We start from the raw sequence: 21,267 nt of genomic DNA on the forward strand, positions 1-21,267 counted from the left end.
TAGAACATGAGCCACATCGGTCCGTCGCCGGACCTCGCGCAGTGGCAGCTGACCCACCGCGTACAGGGTGAACGGCGTCACCCGGCCCGGCTATCCCACCACGATCGGCAGGCCCGTCTCGGTTGCCGCCCGGTCGATGCCGCCCGCGTCGGTGACGTTCACGACACCGGCGTCCGCCATCCGTGCGGCAGCCAGCGCCGAGCGACTGCCCGAGCGACAGTAGACGACGTACTCCGCGTCGGGGTCGAGGGCCGCGATCTCCGAATCGAACGTCGCGGACTGGAGGTCGATGTTCCGGGCGCCCTCGAGGTGCCCGTCCGCGTACTCCCCCGGTGTCCGTACGTCGAGGACCACCGTCCCCGGGCCGACCGCCGTCGCCGCTTCGTCGCCCGCACATCCGGTCAGGAACACGGCGAACACAGCGAGAGCGGCACCCAGCAGCAACGGGCGAAATCGACGAAGCACGGGAACACTCCTCGGGTCGGAAACAGATCGACCGCGCTAATACCCCCAGGGGTATTAGCGACACGCCCGGCCGCCGACGGGGACCGAACGAAACGAGCCCGCCCGGGTGGGACACCGGACGGGTTCGCGGAGGGTCTGGATCAGGCCGGCACGTCGTGTCTGACGATCGTCTCGTCACGACCGGGGCCGACCCCGGTATCGGCAATCCGTTCCCAGTTCAATCCACGATGTTTCACGCCCGACGCTCGGGGCGCGCCGGGAGCCTAGATCTCCCCGATGCCCTCACGAGCGGCCGCCGGATCACTGTCCGGCGGCCGCTCGCGTGTCACCCACTGCATGAACGGTTCGACGACCCGGGCGGCGACCGGACCGAGCACGGCCATGAGCAGCACGTAGGCCGTCGCCAGGGCGGCCAGTTCGCCTTCGACCGCGCCGGCGGACACCGCGAGGCCCGCGATCACGATGGAGAACTCGCCACGCGCCACGAGGGCGGCGCCGGCACGGGCCTGTCCCATCCGCGCGATGCCCTGCCTACGGGCCGCCCAGACTCCGGTGGCGACCTTCGTTCCGGCCGTCACCACTGCGAGGACGGCCGCCCACGCCAGAACCGGCGGGATGGTCGCCGGGTCGGTGTTGAGTCCGAACACGACGAAGAACATCGCCGCGAACAGGTCCCGCAGCGGTTCGAGCACCTGGGTGGCGTTGCGTGCGGTCGACCCCGAGATCGCGATGCCGAGCAGGAACGCCCCGACGGCCGCGGACACCTGCAGGGCGGAGGCGAAGCCCGCGACGAGCAGGGCGGCGCCGAGAAGCTTGAGCAGGAACACCTCGCGTTCCTTGGCGTCGACGAGGTTCGACACCACGTGCCCGTAGCGCAGGGCAACGATCAGCACGACCACCAACACGGCGAGCGCGATGATCATTGCCCGTAGTCCGCCGACCACCCCGACACCGGCGACGACCGCGGTGAGGATCGGGAGGTACACCGCCATCGTCAGGTCCTCGAACACGAGGATCGACAGCACGACAGGCGTTTCCCTATTGCCCAGGCGTCCCAGGTCGGTGAGTACCTTGGCGACGATGCCGGAGGACGAGATGTAGGTGACGCCGCCCATCACAAGTGCGCCGACTGGACCCCACCCGAGGAACAGGGCGACGACCACACCCGGCAGCGCGTTGAGCACGAGGTCGACGACGCCAGCCATCCACGACTTCCGCAGCCCGGTGACAAGCTCGGATGCCCGGTATTCGAGTCCGAGCAGCAACAGCAGCAGCACGACACCGATCTCGCTGGCGATGTGCCCGAACTCGCTGACATCACCGAGCGAGATGAAACCGCCCTGCCCGAAGCACAGGCCACCGAGAAGGTAGAGCGGTACCGGCGACATTCCGACCCGACTGGCGAGTCGACCGAGGACACCGAGTACGAAGAAGATCGCGCCCAGTTCGATCAGCGCGAGTGCGGTGCCACTCACCGATCACCCGTTGTGCAGGATCTTGGCGGCTGCGTCGAGTCCGTCCGAGGTGCCGACGGCGACGAGGAGGTCACCCTCGGTGAGGTTGAAGTCGGGGTTCGGCGACGGGTACACCTGGCCGGCCCGCATCACGGCCACGACCGAGACACCGGTCCGGGTACGCATCGCGGTCTCGCCGAGCGTCCGCCCGTCGTACGGCGATTCCTCGCCGATGGGGAGCTGTCGGGTGGAGATCCCGGGCAGGTCGCGGTGTTCCTCGCGCAGTTGCGACACCAACTGCGGGGCACCGAGCAGGTTCGCCAGGACGGCAGCCTCGTCGTCGGTCAGTCGAACCGATGCCTGACAGGAGTCGGGGTCACCCTTCTTGGACACGATGAGGTCGAGGCCACCGTCACGCAAGGCGACGACACCGACGCGCCGCCCGGTGGTCAGCTCGAAGTCCTTCCGCACCCCGATTCCGGGTAGCGGGGTCACTTCCACGTTCATGTCTCAACGGTAGCGCCGCGGGCGGATTTCGGCCGCGACACCGTCAATTCACGGTGGCGGCGGGGTCCCGAACCGCCCGTCGGCGCCCGGTCGATACCGCGTGACGGCCGTGACGGCGGCCGCGGGGAGCGGGCCGTAGAGGTGCGGGAACAGCATCGAATCCGGGTCCGTGGGGACTCCCGGCTCCCAACGGATCTCGGCCCCGAGCTGCGACGGATCCAGGTGGAGCAGGACGAGGTCGGTGTGCCCGGCGAACAGGCGGTTCGCCGGGAGATGCACCTGGTCGCGGGTCGACAGGTGCACGAATCCGTCGGCGTCGAAGTTGTCGGGGACGCGGCTGCCTGCCTCGCGGCAGCTCTCCCACTCCGCGGCAGTGCACATGTGTACGAGGTTCGAATCCGTCACCCGCGGAGCGTATCCCGCGGACGGGACAGACCCGAAAGAGTGAGGCACGTCACTCGTGTCGGATTTCTCCTGTTAGTGAAACCACAAAGAAACACCCTCGGGAACAATGCTCGAACGCCGAACGTCTGACAGAGTGAGTCCACCGCGCCAGACGGCACGGCGGAGCACGCACCAGGCCACCGGGTCACGCCGGCGGCCAGTACGGAGGAGTCATGCCCGAGACACTGACCACCGCCCCGTTGACCGCAGCCGACCGGTGCGACCGGTGTGGTGCAGGAGCCCGCGTTCGCGCGCTCCTCACATCAGGGGGAGAACTCCTGTTCTGCCAGCACCATGCGAACGAGCATTCGGACCGGCTTCGCGCCATGAACGCGACGATCGTGTCCGGCGCCGTCGAGGCAGCGATCTGAGGCGTACAGCCGAACCCCTTCGTACGACAGTGCCCGCACCCATCAGGGTGCGGGCACTGTCGTTGTGTCGGGACGGCCGATCAGTCACCACTTGCGCCGATCGGTCACCACTTGCGCAGTGCGGCGATCCGATCCGTCAGCTGGTCGACGGTAGCGATCGCCGTCGGCGGGCCACCGCAGACGCGGCGCAGTTCGCCGTGGATCCAGCCGTGCGGCTTGCCGGTGCGGTGGTGCGTCATCGCGACGAGACTGTTCAGTTCCTTGCGCAGCTGGGCCAGTTTCGCCGCGGACTCGACCCGCTCGGACGCCGCGGGAGCCGGAACGTGAACCGCGGACTCCTGTGACTTCTTCTCCATCTGACCGGCCTGACGCTCACGAAGCAGCGCACGCATCTGATCGGCGTCGAGCAGTCCGGGCAGTCCCAGGTAGTCGGCCTCCTCGTCGCTGCCCGCGAACGTCGCTGTTCCGAACGAGGAGCCGTCGTAGATCACCTGGTCGAGTTCGGCGTCCGCGCCGAGCGAGGTGAACGCCTTCTCCTCCTCGCCCAGCTCGTCCTTCTGCTTGTTGGCGTCGGCCAGCAGGTCGTCGTCGAGGCCGTCCTTCTCGCGGTGCGGCTTGCCGAGGACGTGGTCGCGCTGCACCTCGAGCTGGCTCGCCAGGTCGAGGAGCACCGGAACGGACGGCACGAAGACGCTCGCCGTCTCCCCCTTCGCGCGGGACCGCACGAAGCGGCCGATCGCCTGCGCGAAGAACAGCGGGGTCGAGGAACTGGTTGCGTACACACCGACCGCGAGGCGCGGAACGTCGACTCCTTCCGACACCATGCGCACGGCGATCATCCACGGTTCGGTGTTGTTGCTGAACTCGGCGATCCGCTTCGACGCGGTCGGGTCGTCGGACAGAACGACGGTCGGGGGCTGCCCGGTGATCGATTCGAGGATCTTCGCGTATGCGCGGGCCACGGTCTGGTCGGTGGCGATCACGAGTCCGCCTGCATCGGGCATTCCGCCGGCCCGCAACTGCTGCAGTCGGGTGTTCGCGGCGCCGAGGACGGCGGGGATCCAGTCGCCGCTCGGGTCGAGCGCGGTGCGCCACGCCCGCGCCGTCTGCTCCGCGGAGAGTGGCTCGCCGAGCCGGGCCGCGAACTCCTCGCCGGCGTTGTTCCGCCACCGCGCCTCACCCGAGTACGCGAGGAACACGACCGGGCGGACGACGCCGTCCGCGAGCGCATCGGAGTATCCGTACGCGTGGTCGGCCTTCGACCGCATCAGACCCTCGTGGTCCGGCTCGTACTGCACGAACGGGATGGCGGAGTCGTCGCTGCGGAACGGCGTTCCGGTGAGTGCGAGGCGCCTCGTCGCGGGGTCGTACGCCTCTCGGATCGCGTCACCCCAGCTCTTGGCGTCACCGCCGTGGTGGATCTCGTCGAGGATCACGAGGGTGCGGCGGTTCTCGGTACGGACCCGGTGCTTCGTCGGGTGCGACGCCACCTGCGCGTACGTGACGACCACGCCGTGGTAGTCGGCGGACGTCTGACCGGTCGAGTTCGTGAAGTTGGAGTCGAGCGCGATTCCGAGCCGCGCGGCGGACTCGGCCCACTGGTGCTTGAGGTGTTCCGTCGGCGCGACGACGGTGATCTGGTCGACGGTCCGGTCGCCGAGCAACTCGGCCGCAACCCGAAGGGCGAAGGTCGTCTTGCCTGCGCCCGGCGTCGCGACCGCGAGAAAATCCCGCGGCTTGGTCGCCAGGTACTTCGTCAGAGCACGCCGCTGCCAGGCACGGAGGCTGGGTGCGGGTGCGGACGATGCCGATGCTGCGCTCGTCGTGAGCGATTCGGTGTCCCCCATGAGCACTGTCGCGTCCGCTCCTTCTCGATTGCGGGTCGATCTCGACCGGGACAACTGCCGCACGAGCCTAACCCTCACCACCGACGTTCTCCGCATTCCGCGGCGCGCGTCACCCTCGCCACTACGAGCAGTGACGAGAACGGTTCCGTGTTGGTCCGACGTCACCGGAGGTGTTGTCCGACACGACACCTCCGGTGCGGCCGAGCGACACGCCGTCAGGGATGCTTGAGGCACCATGAGCGAACCGATCGGCGAGGAGCACCCGGGTGGCACACCCGCGGCGCCCTCCGATCTGCCCGCCGAACTGCCCACCCACCACGGGGACGCGGAGCAGGAACGCCGTCATCCGCTTCGGACGACCTGGTTGGTCGTCAGGCGAACCGCGGCCAAGGCGTGGGGTGACTCGATCTTCGGCAAGTCCGCGACGGCGGCGTTCTGGCAGACCCTGTCGCTGCCGCCTCTGCTGCTCGGGCTTCTCGGCAGCATCGGCTATGTCGGCGGCTGGTTCGGCCCGGACACCGTCGGCATCATCGAGTCGAAGATCATCACGTTCAGCCGGTCCGCGTTCAGCGAGAACGTCGTCGACCAGTTGATCCAGCCGACGCTGACGGACGTGCTCGGCCGGGGCCGGCCGGAGATCATCTCCGCGGGCTTCCTGCTGTCCCTGTGGGCGGGGTCGTCGGCGATCGCCACGTTCGTCGACTCGATCGTCGAGGCGCACGGGCAGAAGGACGCCCGGCACCCGGTGTGGCAGCGGATCTTCGCGCTGCTGCTGTACGTGATGTTCCTGATCGTGGCGGTGTTCGTACTGCCACTGGTGGCACTGGGTCCGACCCTGGTCGGCCGGGCGATGCCCGAGGCCTGGTACGACGTCGGATCGCAGCTGGTGGACACCTTCTACTATCCGGCGGTCGGCCTGCTGCTGATCGCGGGACTCACGACCCTGTACAAGGTGGCGTTGCCGAAGTCGTTGCCGTGGCACCGACTGCTCGGGGGATCGCTGCTCGCGGGGGTGTTCTTCATGGCGGCGAGCGCGGTGCTGCGGCGCTATCTGACGTGGATCACCCAGACCGGGTACACCTACGGCGCACTGGCAGCACCGATCGCGTTCCTGCTGTTCACGTTCTTCCTCGGCTTCGCCGTCGTTCTCGGTGCACAGTTCAACGCCACGATCCAGGAGTTCTGGCCGGCGCGGGCGACACGAATGGAGCAGGTCCGGGAATGGCTGGCGGCGCAGACCGCATCGAACCCGACCGACTCCGGCGCGGTGACCACACTGACGAGGCGTCTCGCATCCGCTCCGATCCGCATCGTGAACCCGGACCGGGGCAGACACGAGACGCCCGACTCCGCGGATGCGGACGCCTGCGAACTACCGACACGCCAGCCGGCCGCGCCGGTCGACCAGGGTCACTCCCCCGGACGAAGTCCCTCGTAGATCTTCTTGCACTCGGGGCACACGGGTGATCCGGGCTTGGCCGACTTCGTCACGGGGAACACCTCGCCGCACAGTGCGACGACGTGGGTACCCATCACGGCGCTCTCGGCGATCTTGTTCTTCTTGACGTAGTGGAAGAACTTGGGGGCGTCGTCGTCCGTGGTTTCGTCGGTGGTGGTGTCGGGACGTTCCTTGGTCACAGTGCTCACCAGTCCATGATGACGCATCCGTCGGCGCCCGGCGAGGCCCCGGTCGTGACTCGGGGGCCCACAAGTGGGAGGCTGGACGCATGGCTTCGAGTTCACAGCACTCGCCGCGCGACGGCGACGAGGACTCGCGGAATCCGGTCCTGATCACCGACGCGGCGCAGTCGTTCGACGAGCAGCACCGCGCCCGCGTCCGCAAGTACACGATCATGATGGGAATCCGCATCCCGGCGCTCGTCCTGGCCGCGATCGCATACAGCGCCTGGGGCAACGGGTTGATCAGCCTGCTGATCATCGGTGCCTCGATTCCGCTGCCCTGGATCGCGGTTCTGGTGGCGAACGACGCACCGCCGCGCCGGGCCGACGAACCACGCCGGTTCGACCACCGCCCCACATCGGCCGGGGCGATCGAGTCGGCGAACCACCGCACGATCGACGGCTGACACCGCGACCACCGTGTCGCTGCGCGAGAATGGGCCGCGTGAACCGCGACCTCCTCTCCCTCTGCGGCCCGCTGCGCGAGGCCCTGCACCGCACCGACTACACCGCTGACGCGGTCCTCGCCACGCTCGGCGACGATGCCCACGCGGCCCTGGGACGAGGTGAGCCGGTTCCGGTGCGCCGCGCCACCCGCGACGCCGGTGAGATCGGTGTCCTCGTACGACTGTTCCTGCTCGTCGACGACTGCCCGGCAGCCGAGATCGCGTCCGCGCTCGCCCCGGTCGATCTCGACCACGCGGTGGCGGCAGGACTGCTCGAGCGCGACGGCGACGTCGTCCGGGCCGCGCTGGATCTCCGCCCGATGGACCTCGGTCGCGGAAACGTGTGGGTGGTCTCCGACCTGGACGGCAGCATGCGACCTCGGGCGACCGCGCCGGACCACGTCCTCGGTGTGGGGCACGCCTCGCTGTCGCTGCTGCGCGGTACCCCGACCGCCCCGACGGGCAGCGTCCTCGATGTGGGGACGGGGTGCGGCATCCAGGCCCTCCACGCCACCGGGTACGCCGAGTCGGTGACCGCGACCGACGTCAACCTCCGCGCTCTCGACCTCTCGGCGGCGACATTCGCGCTCAACGACGTGACCGCGGACCTGCTCGCAGGGTCGTGGTTCGAGCCGGTCGCGGGACGCACCTTCGACCGCATCGTCGCGAATCCGCCGTTCGTGGTGGGCCGGGCGCGGGTCGAGCACACCTACCGGGACTCCGGGCTCGACCTCGACGGTGCGAGCGAACTGATGATCTCCCGTGCCGTCGACCACCTCAATCCGGGTGGCACGGCGTCGATGCTGGCGTCGTGGGTGCACGTGGCCGACGACGACTGGCGCGCACGGGTGGCGTCGTGGCTGCCTGCACACGGGGTCGACGCGTGGATCGTCCAGCGCGACGTCGCGGATCCCGCGCTGTACGTCGGGACCTGGATGCGCGATGCCGGTCTCGACCCCCGCGATCCCGCGACGGCCGCACAGGCCGAGGCGTGGCTGGCGCATTTCGCCGCCAACGAGGTCGAGGGGATCGGTTTCGGGTTCGTGTACCTGCGACGCACCGACGAGCCGTCCGACGTGCTCGCGGAGGATCTGCGGCACGCGTACAGCGATCCGCTGGGCGACGAGGCGCTCGGGTACCTGGATCGGGCCGCGTGGTTGCGTGATCGAGACGTGCTGGAGGCCCGCTTCGCGCTCGCCCCCTCGACCGCACTCGAGCGGGTCTATCTGCCGGGCGAGGAAGGCTGGCGTCAGGTTGTGGCGCGGGTGCACCGAGGCGACGGGCCCGCGTGGCAGCACGAGATCGACGACCTCGCCGCTGCGCTGCTCGGCGGAATGCGCGCGGACGGCCTGGCGTTGGGTGAGTTGGTGGAGTTGCTGGCCGCGGCGCACGGCGAGGACGCCGACGAGCTGGTCGATGCCTCCGTTCCGCTCGTGCACGGCCTGGTCCGGCACGGACTGCTGGTTCCCGCCACCCGGTGACCGCCCGGTTCCGGGTGCGTGTTCTTCTCAGCAACTTCTCAGGCCGGACCTGCGGAACTCGCAGGTCAGAGCGGATGTGACGCAGGCCGCTCGGGAACTTTGCCGACTCGTGTGGCGTTGAAGCTCATGAGAGAACACCGACGAGGAGGCAAGTCATGACGAGCCCCACCACCACCCGCCGAGCGCGCCCCACCGCCGAGGATCTGGATGCCCAGTCCCCGTCCGCAGACTTGGTCCGTGTCTACCTGAACGGGATCGGGCGGACCGCCCTGCTGACAGCCGCGGACGAGGTCGAACTCGCGAAGCGGATCGAGGCGGGACTGTATGCCGTTCATGTGCTCGAGACCGGCAAGCGACTCAGTGCAACGAAGAAGCGCGACCTCGCGGCGATCGTCCGCGACGGTGAGGCGGCGCGGCGTCACCTCCTGGAGGCGAACCTGCGCCTCGTGGTGTCCCTGGCGAAGCGGTACACCGGCCGCGGAATGCCGCTGCTGGATCTGATCCAGGAAGGCAACCTGGGCCTGATCCGGGCGATGGAGAAGTTCGACTACGCGAAGGGCTTCAAGTTCTCCACCTACGCAACGTGGTGGATCCGGCAGGCCATCACCCGCGGAATGGCCGACCAGTCGCGCACCATCCGCCTGCCCGTCCACCTCGTGGAGCAGGTCAACAAGCTGGCCCGCATCAAGCGGGAGCTCCACCAGCAGCTCGGCCGCGAGGCGACGGACGACGAGCTGGCCGAGGAGTCGGGCATCCCCGCCGCGAAGATCGCGGACCTGCTCGACCACAGCCGCGACCCGGTGAGCCTGGACATGCCGGTCGGTGCCGACGAGGAAGCCCCGCTGGGCGATTTCATCGAGGACTCCGAGGCGACGTCAGCGGAGAGCGCCGTGATCGCCGGTCTGCTGCACAGCGATGTGCGGAGCGTGCTGGCCACGCTCGACGAGCGCGAGCAGCAGGTGATCCGGTTCCGCTACGGCCTCGACGATGGTCAGCCCCGGACGCTCGACCAGATCGGCAAGATCTTCGGGCTCTCGCGTGAGCGGGTCCGGCAGATCGAGCGTGAGGTGATGGGCAAGCTCCGCCAGGGCGAGCGCGCCGACCGTCTCCGCTCCTACGCCAGCTGATCGACTTTCCACCCAGGGTGAGGGGAACCCCCGACCGGCCTGACCGGTCAGGGGTTCCCCTCACCCTTTCGGGTTTCAGCGCAGGCGGCGCGGGCCCAGGTCGAGTCGGGTGCTCGGCTCGGGACCGATGCGCACCCGCGAGTCGGTGAGCTCAGCGCCGGACGCGCTCGCCAGCACCGGCTCGCACACCAACTCCCGAACCTCGGGCAGGTCGTCGCCGAGCGCCGAGATGCGCTGCAACAATTCGACGAGCGCCGCCCGGTTCACGCCGGGACCGCCGCGGTAGCCGGCCAGCAGCGGCGCCGCCTTCGGCGCGTCGATCAGTTCTCCCGCCTCGTCCTCGGTGAGGGGCAGCACCCGGTACGCCCGGTCGCCGAGCAGACCCGAGATGACCCCTGCGAGACCGAACGAAATCAGCGACCCGAACGACGGGTCGTCCTGGACTCCGATGACGCATCCGAAACCCTTGGTCGCCATCTTCTGCACGTACAGTCGCCGGTCCCCGGACGCCTCCGCGAGGTCGCGGTACGCGCGACGCACGGCGTCCGCTGTGTCGAGGTCGAGACGCACCCCGGCGAGGTCGGGCCGGTGACGCCACTGCTCGCGGGTCGCCTTGACCGCGACCGGGTATCCGAGCTTCTCCGCCGCGGCGACGGCGTGCGCCTCGCTCGACGCCTCCGCGAACCGGGCGACACCGACGCCGTAGCACGCCAGCAGTTCCGCCGCCTCGAAGTCGGTGAGCCAGCGGCCTTCTCCCCCACTGTCCTCGAGCCAGCTGTCCACGAGTGCGGCGGCGCGCTCGGCGTCGATCCCGTCGGGGCGCACGACGCTCGAGACCGGACGTTCGCGCCACTGCGCGTACCTCCATGCCCGCGCGAGCGCGAGCGCGGCGCGTTCGGGCCCCGGGAACGACGGGACCGAACCCCGAACCGGGTGACCGTCGGGACCGCGCACCGCCAGGACGTCGGGAATGCCCTCGGCGGCGAGAAAGGTGGTGACGATCGGCTTCTCGGAATCACTGGCGGCGTCCCGTAGCGCCTTCGCGTACGGTTCCGGGTCCATCGCGACCGGCGGGACGAACACCGCGACCACCGAGTCGACCTCCGGATCCTCGATGGCGGCACTGACCGCACCCGCGAACTGCTCGGGGGTGGCCTGCGGACCGAGGTCGACGGGCTCGGCGGCGACGAGTCCCTCGGAACGCGCGGCATCGACCGCGAGCAGTCCGAGTGCCGACGAGTTCCCGATCACGGCGAGCCGGGGCCCAGCGGGCAGGGGCTGGTAGCCGAAAAGCACAGCGCAGTCGAAGAGTTGGGCGATCGATCCGACCTGCACGACACCGGCCTGGGCGAACAGGTCGTGGACGATTGTGTCGTCGATCTCGACTCCGGTGGCCCGGAGAGCGGCGGGCACGGCGTGGCGGCCCGACTTCACCGCGACCACCGGCTTGTTACGGGCGACGCGCCGTGCGATCCGGGAGAACTTGCGCGGATTTCCGAACGATTCCAGGTAGAGCAGCACCACTTCGGTCTCGGGGTCCGTGTCCCAGTACTGGAGCAGGTCGTTGCCCGAGACGTCGGCGCGGTTGCCCGCGGAGACGAAGGTGGACAATCCGATTCGCCGCCGCGCGGCCTCGTCGAGGATCGCGATGCCGAGCGCACCGGACTGGCAGAAGAACCCGACCTTGCCGCCGTGTGGCAGGACCGGCGCGAGCGTGGCGTTCAACTGGACGGCCGGGTTGGTGTTCGCGACGCCGAGTGCGTTCGGTCCGACCAGACGCATGCCGTGTGCCCGCGCGGCGTGCACGAGGCGACGTTCCTTCGCGTATCCGTCGGAGCCGGTCTCGCCGAATCCCGAGGAGACGACGACGAGCGCCTTGACGCCCTTGGCGAGGCAGTCATCGAGGACCGAGTCGATCGCCTCGGCGGGCACCGCGACCACCGCCAGGTCGACCGGGTCCGGGATGTCGCGCACCGACGAGTACGCGCGAACACCGCGCACGGATCGGCGTTCGGCGTTGACGGGGAACACCGGTCCCGCGAATCCGGCGCCGAGCAGGTTCCGCAGCACCGCGTTTCCGACCTTGGCGTCGTCGGTGGACGCACCGATCACCGCAACCGACTGCGGGCTGAGCAGATTACGGACACTGCGTGCCTCGGCGGCCCGCTCGCGCGCGTTGCGGACCGTCAGCAGTGCCTCGGTGGGGTCGATCGCGAACTCGAGTCGCAGCACACCGCCTTCGAAGCTGCGACTGACCTGATAGCCGGCCCCCCGGAAGACCGCGACCATGTTGCGGTTCTCGGCGAGCACCTCGGCGACGAACATCGTCAAACCGTTCTCTGCGGCCGCACCGGCGAGGTGTTCGAGCAGGATCGGGCCCAGTCCGCGGCCCTGGTGTTCGTCGGCGACGACGAACGCGACCTCCGCGGACTTGCCGTCCCCGACGTCGAGCAGTCGCTCGTACCGCCCGACGGCGATGATCGCGTCTCCGAGGATCGCGACGAACGCGACCCGATTGTGGTGGTCGACGGTCGTGAACCGCACCAGGTCGCGCTGGGACATCGTCGGATACGGCCCGAAATACCGCAGGTAGCGGGTGCGCTCGGACAGCTTCGCGTGGAAGGCGACGAGCCGGTCGGCGTCCTCGGGGGTGATGGGGCGCAGGTGCACGGCGCCGCCGTCGGTCGCGAGGACGTCGGCGATCCAGTGGGCGGGAAAGACCGGCTTGTCCGGTCCCGTGGCGGCAGTGTCTCGGTCGGTGCCGTCGGTGCCGGGGTCAGTCACGGGGATCCTCCGGGTCGAGGCCGAGCAGCGGGAAACTGGCCCTCCGCGTGGCGATGATCGCCGCGTCGACGCGAATCAACGCGCGATCGACGGCGTTCACGCCGGTCTCGGGCGTTCCGCCCGGCCCGTCCCAGGGCAGGTAGTCGGTGTCGCCGTTGTCGGTCATCGTGGTCGGCAGGTCGACAGCGGGCGCCTTCGCGGCCACCGCCTGCCGCCAGGATTCCGGCACCGCGACGCCGGGGTCGAGATCGCGGCCGAGCACGGTCGCGATCAGGTGCGTCCATGACCGCGGCACCACCCGGACGAGGCCGTATCCGCCGCCGCCGACCGCGATCCATCGTCCGTCCGCATATCGGTCTGCGAGGTCGCGCATGGCCCGGTACGCGGCGCGCTGGCCGTCGACGGTCAACGACAGGTCGGCGAGCGGATCCTCGCGGTGACTGTCCGCGCCGCACTGACTGATCACGATCTGGGGTTTGAACGCGGCGACAGCGGCAGGAACGATCGCGTGGAATGCTCTCAGCCACACGGAATCCACCGTTCCGGGGAGCACGGGGACGTTCACGGACGTGCCCTCACCGGCGCCCGACCCGACCTCGCTGGACCAGCCGGTGTTCGGCCACAGGGTGGCGGGATGCTGATGGACGGAGACCGTCAGGACCCGGGGGTCGCCGAGGAACGCGTGCTGGACGCCGTCACCGTGATGCGCGTCGACGTCGATGTAGGCGATCCGGTCGAATCCGTTGTCCAGCAACCAGGAGATCGCGATCGCGGCGTCGTTGTACACGCAGAAGCCGGACGCCCAGTCCGCCATCGCGTGGTGCATGCCGCCGCCGATGCTCACCGCCCGGCGGGCACGCCCGGAGGCGATCTCCCGAGCCGCAGCGAGGGTGCCTCCCGCGAGGATCGCGCTGGCCTCGTGCATCCGCGGGAAGATCGGATTGTCCTCGCTGCCCAGCCCGTGCGGGGCGACGTCGCTGTCGGCACGCGCGTCGGTCAGCCGCTGCGCGGGCGGCCCAGCGGATCCCGCCTCCTTCACCGCCGCGATGAGCCCCGGCGTGTGGATTCGGAGCAGGTCTGCGTCCGTTGCGGGCTCGGGCGCCACGACTTCCGCGCCCTCGATCAGGCCGAGGCCGGTCGCCAGCGACATCGTCAGGTCGAGCCGGGTCGGATTCATCGGATGGTCTGCGCTCCACCGATAGTTCAGGTAGTCCGGACTCCACACGACCACCCCGTCTGCGGCGGGCGTCGGAGTGCCTGGACTGGTCGTTGCGTCCATGTCTGTCACGCTACTTGCGCCGTCGGGGAAGCCGCGAGCGGTGGGGGTTGTTGTACTTGTCGACGTGTCGGTGGCGGTGTCCGAGCGCGACGACGCGCGACGCGGGTGTGGCACGGGTCGCATTGTCCGCGCGTGTGGCACGTGTTCGTCGGACACCCCCGGTAGAATCACCGGGAACGAAGGGGCGTGAGCGTGAAGGATCTGGTCGATACCACGGAGATGTACCTCCGGACGATCTATGACCTTGAAGAAGAGGGCGTCATCCCACTGCGGGCTCGCATTGCCGAGCGGCTGGAGCAGAGTGGGCCGACCGTGAGCCAGACGGTGGCGCGGATGGAACGCGACGGGCTGCTGCTCGTCGCGGGCGACCGTCACCTGGAGCTGACCGAGAAGGGTCGGGAGCTGGCGGTGGCGGTGATGCGCAAGCATCGTCTCGCCGAGCGGCTGCTCGTCGACGTGATCGGTCTCGACTGGGACCAGGTGCATGCGGAGGCGTGCCGCTGGGAGCACGTGATGAGCGAAGAGGTCGAGCGACGTCTGGTGCAGGTGCTCGACAATCCGACGACGTCGCCGTACGGCAACCCGATCCCCGGTCTCGCTCAGCTCGGGCTCACACGGCCCGACAGTGAGGCCGAGACGCTGATCCGTCTGACCGAGGTGCCCGCCGGGCAGCCGACGGCAGTGGTGGTCCGCCGGCTCGCCGAGCACGTGCAGTCCGATCCCGACATCATCGCGCTGCTGCGCGCCGCCGGTGTCGTGCCCGACGCCCGTGTGACGGTCGAGACCCACCCGGACTCGGTGACGATCACCGTCCCCGGCCACGACGGTGTGGACCTTCCCTCCGAGATGGCGCACGCCGTCCAGGTCAAGCAGGTCTGACGCGGGTGCGACTTCTGGTCACCGGCGGAGCCGGATACGTGGGAAGCGTGTGCGCGACAGTGCTGCTCGAGCGCGGACACGACGTGGTGGTCGTCGACAACCTGTCGACCGGCAACGCGGACGCGGTGCCGGTGGGCGCCGAGTTCGTCGAGGGTGACGTCGCCGATGTCGCGGGGCGGGTGCTCGGCAGCGAGAACTTCGACGGCGTGCTGCACTTCGCGGCTCAGTCGTTGGTGGGCGAATCCGTCGAGGAACCGGCGAAGTACTGGCAGGGCAACGTGGTGACGACCCTGACGCTGCTCGAGGCGATGCGTGAGGCGGGCACCCCGAAGCTGGTGTTCTCGTCCACCGCCGCCACCTACGGCGAACCCGACAGCACCCCGATCACCGAGGACGATCCGACGCGACCGACGAATCCGTACGGCGCGACGAAGCTGGCGATCGATCACGCGATCACGTCGTACGCGAACGCGTACGGCCTGGCCGCGACGAGTCTGCGGTACTTCAATGTGGCGGGCGCGTATCGCGGCGCAGGCGAGAACCGGGTCGTGGAAACGCATCTGATTCCGCTGGTGTTGCAGGTGGCGTTGGGGCAGCGGGAGAAGATCTCGGTGTTCGGAACCGACTGGCCGACCCCGGACGGTACCGCGGTCCGCGACTACATCCATGTGCTCGACCTCGCCGACGCCCACCTGCTGGCACTCGACCACGCCACGGCGGGGACCCACTCGGTGTACAACCTCGGCAGTGGCGCCGGTTTCAGTGTGCGCGAGGTCATTTCGGCGTGCCGTCGGGTGACGGGACTGCCGATCACCTCCGAGGACGCCCCGCGCCGGGCAGGCGATCCGGCGGTGCTGGTCGCGTCGAGCGACCGCGCCATCGCCGATCTCGGTTGGCAGCCGAAGCGCACCGACCTCGACGTGATCGTGGCCGACGCATGGCAGTACCTGCAGGATCTCGGCGACCGCTCGCACGCCGCGCGTCGGAACTGACACGAGCTCGCGGACCGCGCAGACCGCCGGTCCGCGAGTTCACTCGTTTCACGCTGCTCCCCTACCGAGACGGCCGATACCGCACCGCCACGGGATGCAACGTGCAATGCTGCACACCGTTCGAGAGCCGTCGCAGGCTCGCCGCCGATGTGTGTGAGCAAAGGACGAATCCCCGTGACCGTGCATATCCGAACCGTGCATTCCCGGACCAGGTGGGCAGCACCTGCGGCGCGTTCGCTGTTCGTCCTCCTGACTGCGCTCCTCCTAATTCCGGCGCCACTCGCCACCGCGGCATCCGTCGACACCGCCAGTGCGCCCGGAGGCGGCAGTTCCTCCGGCTCCCTCGAGCCCAGCGGGCTCGAGCAGGCGCACAACCCGGACTGGATGAGCGCGCTTCCCGACGACACCGGCCTATCCGAGCTGTCACTGCCCGGAACACACGACACGATGGCGGCGCGGGCCTCGGTGTTCGCCGACACACAGGATGTGGACCTGCCCACCCAGCTTCGGGCAGGTGTGCGGGCAGTGGACATCCGGACCCGACATTTCCGGGACGTCTTCCCGATCCATCACGGGCTCGAGTACCTGAACACCAACTTCACGAATGTCGTTGTGCAGCTCACCGATTTCCTTCGCGAGCACCCCACCGAGACCGTGGTGATGCGACTGAAGGAGGAGTACACGCCCGCGGAGAACACGCGCAGCTACGAGGACACCCTGAACTGGTACATCCACGACAATCCCGAGACCGGCCCCCGGCTGCGCGAACATCTGTGGCCGGCGGACGGGAACCGCTTCCCGACACTCGGTGAGGCACGCGGGAAGATCGTGGTGATCGAGGGTTTCGATGCCGAGGAGACGTTCGGTCCCCGCTGGGGCACTGCGGGCATGGACATCCAGGACACCTATGAGCTCACGGGGATCGGCGACGTCGACCGCAAGTGGGACCTGGTCCGGACCCAGTTCGACCGGGCCGCGTCGGGCGACGCGCAGACGTTCTTCGTCAACCACCTCAGCGCGACCGGTAACCCAGCCGCGCTCGTGACCGGAACCGTCCCCGTGACGGTGGCACGGGGCGTCCCCGGCACCGTCGGGATCCTCGACCGTACGGAGGACTATCTCGAGGCGAACCCGATCGGGCGCACCGGTGCGGTGATGGCCGACTATCCCACCGCGGAACTGGTCGACGAGCTCGTCGCACGCAATTTTCGCTGACTGCGGCGGCTCGCCCGTCAGGTCGGTGCGACGGGCGGCAGGGTCACCCCGAGATCCGCGGCGCTGTCCCGACCGGTTTCGGCGAGGTCGACGATCGCGCTGGGCTGAAGTCCGTGGCGCAGGGCCATGTCGAGGAGGCCGGCGAGCCGGTGTTCCGGATCGGCGTCGAGTGCGGCGGCGAGTGCGATTCCGGCGAGTGGACCGTTGCCACGGACGTACGCGCTGAACCCGAGCAGCGCGGCCGGTTCCGCCCTGGCGCGGCCGGGGAGCGCACGGGCGAGCGTGATCCACACCTGCTCGGCGACGTCGGCCGCGTCCGTCAGAGCCAATCCGAGGACGGAGTCCCGCACCGGTACCCGTTCGAGTGCGACCGACAGCGCGGCGATCTCGTTGTCCGTGAGGTGACCGGTCGACTCCATCGCTGCGATCCTCACGAGCACGAACTCGAGCTGCTCCCGATCGCTGCGATGTCCCGATGCCGGGTGCCGCGCGAGCGCCAGCAGGCGTCCCAGTGCGCGCTGTTCCCGCCGGTGCAGCGGGGCGAGAACGTCCACGAGTTGGTCGCGCGATTCGAGAATGGGTCGGCCGCGAAGCACCTGCGCCACAGCCACTCTCGATGCTCTCGGGTCGGGCAGGAGCCCGCCCGCACTGTCACCCGCCAGGCTCCACCAGCGCCGTCCGGCGACCAGCGCGGTCGTGGCGTGTACTGCGATCGCGGCGATGCCGACCTCGTCGAGGCAGTCGACGAAGTGGTCGACGAACACATCGTTGCTCGCCGCCGCGGCTTCGCCGTACCGGTCGTCGACGACGACCGTCACGACGGCCTCGGCACCTGCCTGCGCGCACACCCCGGCAATGTGTTCGAGGCCGAAACTGTCGTCGGCAGTGACGACCCCGCGCGGCAGGTCCTGCCTCATGACGCACTGGACCACGGTCGGGTCGCCGCCGAGGCAGACCGCGATGAGCGAGCGGTGCGGCCGGAATCCGAGCAGGGCAGGGAGGGCTGCGATCAGATCGCCCGGCTTGCTGATCTTCACTCGTGATCGACCGTCGGGCAGAGGATTCGGTTGTGTGGTTGCCATGCCACGAACCGTCCCCGACGCGTCCGACCTCACCCCCGCCCGCAACGACCGGAATCGACCGACCTGTGGACGGCGGTCCACCTCCGTCCACAGGTTCGGAGGCGAGGTTTACTTCTGCGCTGCCGTGACCTTCTGGACGGCTTCGGTGAACAGTTGATCGAGCGCGGCGGAGTCGGGCGCCGCGTCGCCGAACGACATGTGCGTCGCGGAAATCCGTACGTCGTCGACCTGCGCCACCAGTCGCAGCATCGACTGGGTCACCGTCTGGTCCGCGTTGCCGGACGTCACGGTCTGACGAATCGCCATCGTGTCGTCGGCGTTCAGCGGCGGCGCGGGAAGCATCGTGGTCGTCACCGTTGCGGTGGCACCGTTCCTCGTCGTCGTCACCTCGGGGCACTGTTCGAGTTCCGCTTCGCGGGTGGCGAGGGGACGGTCGACCCGGGCCAGCTCGACGGAGATCGTCGCCCGTGCGGCGTTGTCGGTACCGACGATCAGGGCGGCGGCATCGGGACCGAATTCTTGAGGCGGCGGCTTGCAGCCCGCCGGATCGACGGTGGCGCCCGCCGGGATCCCGTCGAGGTCGGAGGTGGCCTGCTCGACGGCGTCGTCGGGCAGCACCAGAGCCTCGTACTTGGCCGGGAAGTCGGCCGGGGTGAGCAGCATCGACGAGAGCGGGGCCGCGATCGTGCCGGTACCGGTTCCAGGCCCGTTCGACCCGCTCGTGCCCGGGCCGGTGATGTCCGGCACGACCGCACCTGCCGCTCCGTCGGGCTCGGCGACGCCGGACACATCCGACGAACAACCGGCCAGGGCGAGGGTCACGGCGGCACATCCGGCCACCAGAATGCGGCGTCTCAACGAACTTCCTCTCGGGTCGCGTGGTCAAGCACCTCAACTCTGCCAGGTGGCGGTGCCGTCCCCTGCGACCCCGGGCGGGCGCGTCTCGCCGAAATGGGAATGATGTCACCCGCGGTCACGTTGAACGCAGCGGGAGACTGGGCGCCCGACCAGGGTGGCGCGCACCCTCGACCGGTAAGGGACACTGGTCACAACGAAAACGTGAAGGGGTTTGGCGATGAACGAGCAGTCGGGCATGTACGAGCTGGAGTTTCCGGCACCGCAGGTGTCCGCGGAGGACGGCCGGGGCCCCGTTCTGGTGCACGGGCTCGAGGGCTACTCGGACGCCGGGCATGCCGTCAAGCTCGCGACCACGCACCTGCGCGAGAGTCTCGAGACCGAACTCGTCGCCTCCTTCGCCGTCGACGAGTTGATCGACTACCGCTCGCGGCGGCCCACGATGACGTTCAAGTCGAACCAGTTCTCGGACTACGACGCACCCGAGCTGAACCTGTACGCGCTCAAGGACACGGAGGGCACACCCTTCCTTCTGCTCGCGGGCATGGAACCCGACCTGAAGTGGGAGCGGTTCACCACCGCGGTTCGGCTGCTCGCGGAGCAGTTGGGCGTCCGCCGCACGATCGGGATGAATTCGATCCCGATGGCGGTCCCACACACCCGCCCGCTGGGTGTCACGGCGCACTCGGCGAATCCGGATCTGGTCGGCGAGAACGAGGGCTGGCCCGGTGATCTGCGCATTCCCGGCAGCGCGTCGTCGCTGTTGGAGCTTCGGATGTCGCAGCACGGACACGAGTCGATGGGGTACTCGGTGCACGTGCCGCACTACCTCTCGCAGGCCGACTACCCGGCCGCAGCCGAGACGCTGCTCGAGCGGGTCGGCGAGATCGCCGATCTCACCCTGCCGCTGGCCGCGCTCGGTCAGGCCGCCGCACGGGTCCGTGAGCAGGTCGATGCGCAGGTCAACGGCAACGACGAGGTCGAGTCGGTGGTCAAGGCGCTCGAGCAGCAGTACGACACGTACGTCACCGCGCAGGAACGTCAGTCGAGCCTGCTCGCAACGGAGAGCGAACTGCCCAGCGGCGACGAGCTGGGTGCCGAATTCGAGCGCTTTCTCGCCGAGCTGGGCGACTCGGATGGCGACGACGACACCGACACCAACACCGGCGAGCGGGGTGTGTGAATTCGTTTTACAGTTACCCGGCGCGCCAGGGTGATCATCTATACGATCGTCCAGATCATCGCTCGGAATGGTCGGTCCAGCTAGTTGGCTGGACCGACGAACGACAGGAGTGACCCATGGGCGGAGACCGACCCCGCGTACTTCGCACCGTGCCCGACACGGAACCGCGTCTCGAGTACCGGACGATCCACGGTTATCGCCGGGCGTTCCGGATTGCGGGCAGCGGTCCTGCACTCCTCCTGATCCACGGAATCGGCGACAACTCCGCGACCTGGAACGAGGTCATTCCGCACCTGGCGAAGAACTTCACCGTCATCGCCCCCGACCTGCTCGGGCACGGGCGCTCCGACAAGCCGCGTGCCGACTACTCCATTGCGGCGTACGCGAACGGGATGCGGGACCTCCTGACCGTACTGGGCATCGACCGCGCGACGGTGGTCGGGCACTCGCTCGGCGGCGGAGTGGCGCTGCAGTTCTCGTACCAGTTCCCACAGATGATCGAACGGCTCGTGGTCGTCGCCCCGGGTGGCGTCACGAAGGACGTGAATCCGGCACTGCGGTTCGCGGCGCTACCGATCGCCAACGAGGCGTTGCGGCTACTGCAGCTACCTGGTGTTGTCGACCTCGTCGCGGGGCTCGGGATGATCGCCGACCACCTGTACAAGGGGCCGTTCAAGTCGCTGGACATCTTCCACGATTCGCCCGACCTGGTGCGGGTGCTGCGCGACCTTCCCGATCCGACCGCACGCGAGGCGTTTCTCCGCACGTTGCGTGCGGTCGTCGACTGGCGCGGCCAGGTCGTGACCATGCTCGACCGATGTTATCTGACCGCCGACCTGCCGGTTCAGATCATCTGGGGCGATCGCGACGCCGTCATCCCCGTCAGTCACGCGCACCTCGCGCACTCCGCGCTCCCCCACTCCCGGCTCGACATCTTCGAGGGCAGTGGGCACTTCCCCTTCCACGACGATCCCATCCGATTCCTACGGGTCGTCGAGGACTTCGTCGCCACCACCCGCGCACACGACTTCAGTCAGGACGAGTGGCGGCAGATGCTCGTCAGCGGCGTCGGCGAGTCCCAGATCAGCGGACCCAGCGCGACGCGCGAGGCGGTACTGGACGCGATGGGCGCCGACGAGCGCAGCGCCACCTGAGCCGTCACATCGCTCTCGCATA

The 21,267-nt window shown here is 69.0% G+C and carries 20 protein-coding genes; 10 read left to right on the top strand and 10 right to left on the bottom strand.

The features are described from left to right. Positions 1-90: 90 nt before the first annotated feature. The 4 genes from RHCRD62_RS18060 to RHCRD62_RS18075 form a co-directional block, all read right to left on the bottom strand. Positions 91-465, bottom strand: coding sequence for a rhodanese-like domain-containing protein (locus RHCRD62_RS18060; protein ID WP_050066111.1), 375 nt, complete (start codon positions 463-465; stop codon positions 91-93). A 263-nt stretch (positions 466-728) separates the two neighbouring features. Further along, entirely contained in the window at positions 729-1,940 is a 1,212-nt protein-coding gene (locus tag RHCRD62_RS18065; protein WP_050066112.1) for a cation:proton antiporter, read from the bottom strand. A 3-nt stretch (positions 1,941-1,943) separates the two neighbouring features. Continuing rightward, the gene (locus tag RHCRD62_RS18070) at positions 1,944-2,426 is read right to left on the bottom strand and encodes a cation:proton antiporter regulatory subunit (RefSeq protein ID WP_050066113.1); all 483 of its coding nucleotides are present in this window, start codon (positions 2,424-2,426) and stop codon (positions 1,944-1,946) included. Positions 2,427-2,474: 48 nt separating this feature from the next. Then, a complete protein-coding gene (locus RHCRD62_RS18075) occupies positions 2,475-2,807 on the bottom strand; it encodes a DUF952 domain-containing protein (protein ID WP_050066114.1) in 333 nt (110 codons plus the stop codon). Between the two features lie 236 nt (positions 2,808-3,043). Here RHCRD62_RS18075 and RHCRD62_RS18080 point away from each other — a divergent pair, with 236 nt between their 5' ends. Then, positions 3,044-3,241: a DUF7455 domain-containing protein gene (locus tag RHCRD62_RS18080; protein ID WP_050066115.1), complete on the top strand. Its 198-nt coding sequence runs from the start codon at positions 3,044-3,046 to the stop codon at positions 3,239-3,241. Between the two features lie 104 nt (positions 3,242-3,345). Here RHCRD62_RS18080 and RHCRD62_RS18085 read toward each other — a convergent pair whose 3' ends face one another. Further along, complete coding sequence (locus tag RHCRD62_RS18085; RefSeq protein ID WP_050066116.1) at positions 3,346-5,088, bottom strand: DEAD/DEAH box helicase; 1,743 nt, start codon at positions 5,086-5,088, stop codon at positions 3,346-3,348. Positions 5,089-5,323: 235 nt separating this feature from the next. Here RHCRD62_RS18085 and RHCRD62_RS18090 point away from each other — a divergent pair, with 235 nt between their 5' ends. Further along, positions 5,324-6,526 carry a YihY/virulence factor BrkB family protein gene (locus tag RHCRD62_RS18090; RefSeq protein WP_084734345.1) on the top strand — a complete coding sequence of 401 codons (1,203 nt, stop codon included), beginning with the start codon at positions 5,324-5,326 and terminating at the stop codon, positions 6,524-6,526. Here the strand turns inward: RHCRD62_RS18090 and RHCRD62_RS18095 are convergent. Continuing rightward, positions 6,499-6,735 (bottom strand): DUF3039 domain-containing protein, encoded by a 237-nt coding sequence (locus tag RHCRD62_RS18095; protein ID WP_050066269.1) that lies wholly within the window; start codon positions 6,733-6,735, stop codon positions 6,499-6,501. The two genes, RHCRD62_RS18090 and RHCRD62_RS18095, sit on opposite strands and share 28 nt — an antisense overlap. 80 nt (positions 6,736-6,815) lie before the next feature. On the opposite strand from RHCRD62_RS18095, the gene RHCRD62_RS18100 reads away from it, so the two are divergent. The 3 genes from RHCRD62_RS18100 to RHCRD62_RS18110 all read left to right on the top strand — a co-directional run bounded on the left by RHCRD62_RS18100 (position 6,816) and on the right by RHCRD62_RS18110 (position 9,822). Further along, the gene (locus RHCRD62_RS18100; protein ID WP_050066117.1) at positions 6,816-7,175 is read left to right on the top strand and encodes a DUF3099 domain-containing protein; all 360 of its coding nucleotides are present in this window, start codon (positions 6,816-6,818) and stop codon (positions 7,173-7,175) included. A 38-nt stretch (positions 7,176-7,213) separates the two neighbouring features. Next, the gene (locus tag RHCRD62_RS18105; protein ID WP_050066270.1) at positions 7,214-8,695 is read left to right on the top strand and encodes a DUF7782 domain-containing protein; all 1,482 of its coding nucleotides are present in this window, start codon (positions 7,214-7,216) and stop codon (positions 8,693-8,695) included. Positions 8,696-8,850: 155 nt separating this feature from the next. Then, the gene (locus tag RHCRD62_RS18110; RefSeq protein WP_050066118.1) at positions 8,851-9,822 is read left to right on the top strand and encodes a sigma-70 family RNA polymerase sigma factor; all 972 of its coding nucleotides are present in this window, start codon (positions 8,851-8,853) and stop codon (positions 9,820-9,822) included. Positions 9,823-9,897: 75 nt separating this feature from the next. Here RHCRD62_RS18110 and RHCRD62_RS18115 read toward each other — a convergent pair whose 3' ends face one another. Continuing rightward, positions 9,898-12,525 (bottom strand): bifunctional acetate--CoA ligase family protein/GNAT family N-acetyltransferase, encoded by a 2,628-nt coding sequence (locus tag RHCRD62_RS18115; RefSeq protein ID WP_157050981.1) that lies wholly within the window; start codon positions 12,523-12,525, stop codon positions 9,898-9,900. 73 nt (positions 12,526-12,598) lie between these two features. After that, complete coding sequence (locus RHCRD62_RS18120; RefSeq protein WP_050066120.1) at positions 12,599-13,885, bottom strand: acetoin utilization protein AcuC; 1,287 nt, start codon at positions 13,883-13,885, stop codon at positions 12,599-12,601. Positions 13,886-14,077: 192 nt separating this feature from the next. On the opposite strand from RHCRD62_RS18120, the gene RHCRD62_RS18125 reads away from it, so the two are divergent. The 3 genes from RHCRD62_RS18125 to RHCRD62_RS18135 all read left to right on the top strand — a co-directional run bounded on the left by RHCRD62_RS18125 (position 14,078) and on the right by RHCRD62_RS18135 (position 16,971). Then, on the top strand, positions 14,078-14,764 hold the full coding sequence (locus RHCRD62_RS18125; RefSeq protein ID WP_050066271.1) for an iron-dependent transcriptional repressor DtxR: 687 nt from the start codon (positions 14,078-14,080) through the stop codon (positions 14,762-14,764). Positions 14,765-14,769: 5 nt separating this feature from the next. Next, complete coding sequence (gene galE / locus RHCRD62_RS18130; RefSeq protein ID WP_050066121.1) at positions 14,770-15,756, top strand: UDP-glucose 4-epimerase GalE; 987 nt, start codon at positions 14,770-14,772, stop codon at positions 15,754-15,756. A gap of 174 nt (positions 15,757-15,930) precedes the next feature. After that, a complete protein-coding gene (locus RHCRD62_RS18135) occupies positions 15,931-16,971 on the top strand; it encodes a phosphatidylinositol-specific phospholipase C (RefSeq protein WP_253277370.1) in 1,041 nt (346 codons plus the stop codon). A gap of 17 nt (positions 16,972-16,988) precedes the next feature. Here RHCRD62_RS18135 and RHCRD62_RS18140 read toward each other — a convergent pair whose 3' ends face one another. Continuing rightward, positions 16,989-18,053 carry a DUF4192 domain-containing protein gene (locus RHCRD62_RS18140; protein ID WP_253277371.1) on the bottom strand — a complete coding sequence of 355 codons (1,065 nt, stop codon included), beginning with the start codon at positions 18,051-18,053 and terminating at the stop codon, positions 16,989-16,991. A 108-nt stretch (positions 18,054-18,161) separates the two neighbouring features. Beyond that, positions 18,162-18,911, bottom strand: coding sequence for a sensor domain-containing protein (locus tag RHCRD62_RS18145; RefSeq protein WP_253277372.1), 750 nt, complete (start codon positions 18,909-18,911; stop codon positions 18,162-18,164). A 217-nt stretch (positions 18,912-19,128) separates the two neighbouring features. On the opposite strand from RHCRD62_RS18145, the gene RHCRD62_RS18150 reads away from it, so the two are divergent. Together RHCRD62_RS18150 and RHCRD62_RS18155 are read left to right on the top strand one after the other, a co-directional pair. Further along, entirely contained in the window at positions 19,129-20,091 is a 963-nt protein-coding gene (locus RHCRD62_RS18150) for a proteasome assembly chaperone family protein (RefSeq protein ID WP_050066123.1), read from the top strand. Positions 20,092-20,207: 116 nt separating this feature from the next. Next, the gene (locus tag RHCRD62_RS18155; protein ID WP_050066124.1) at positions 20,208-21,245 is read left to right on the top strand and encodes an alpha/beta fold hydrolase; all 1,038 of its coding nucleotides are present in this window, start codon (positions 20,208-20,210) and stop codon (positions 21,243-21,245) included. Positions 21,246-21,267 lie beyond the last annotated feature (22 nt).

This window comes from Rhodococcus sp. RD6.2, from assembly GCF_001040705.1.
GTDB lineage: Bacteria > Actinomycetota > Actinomycetes > Mycobacteriales > Mycobacteriaceae > Rhodococcus_G.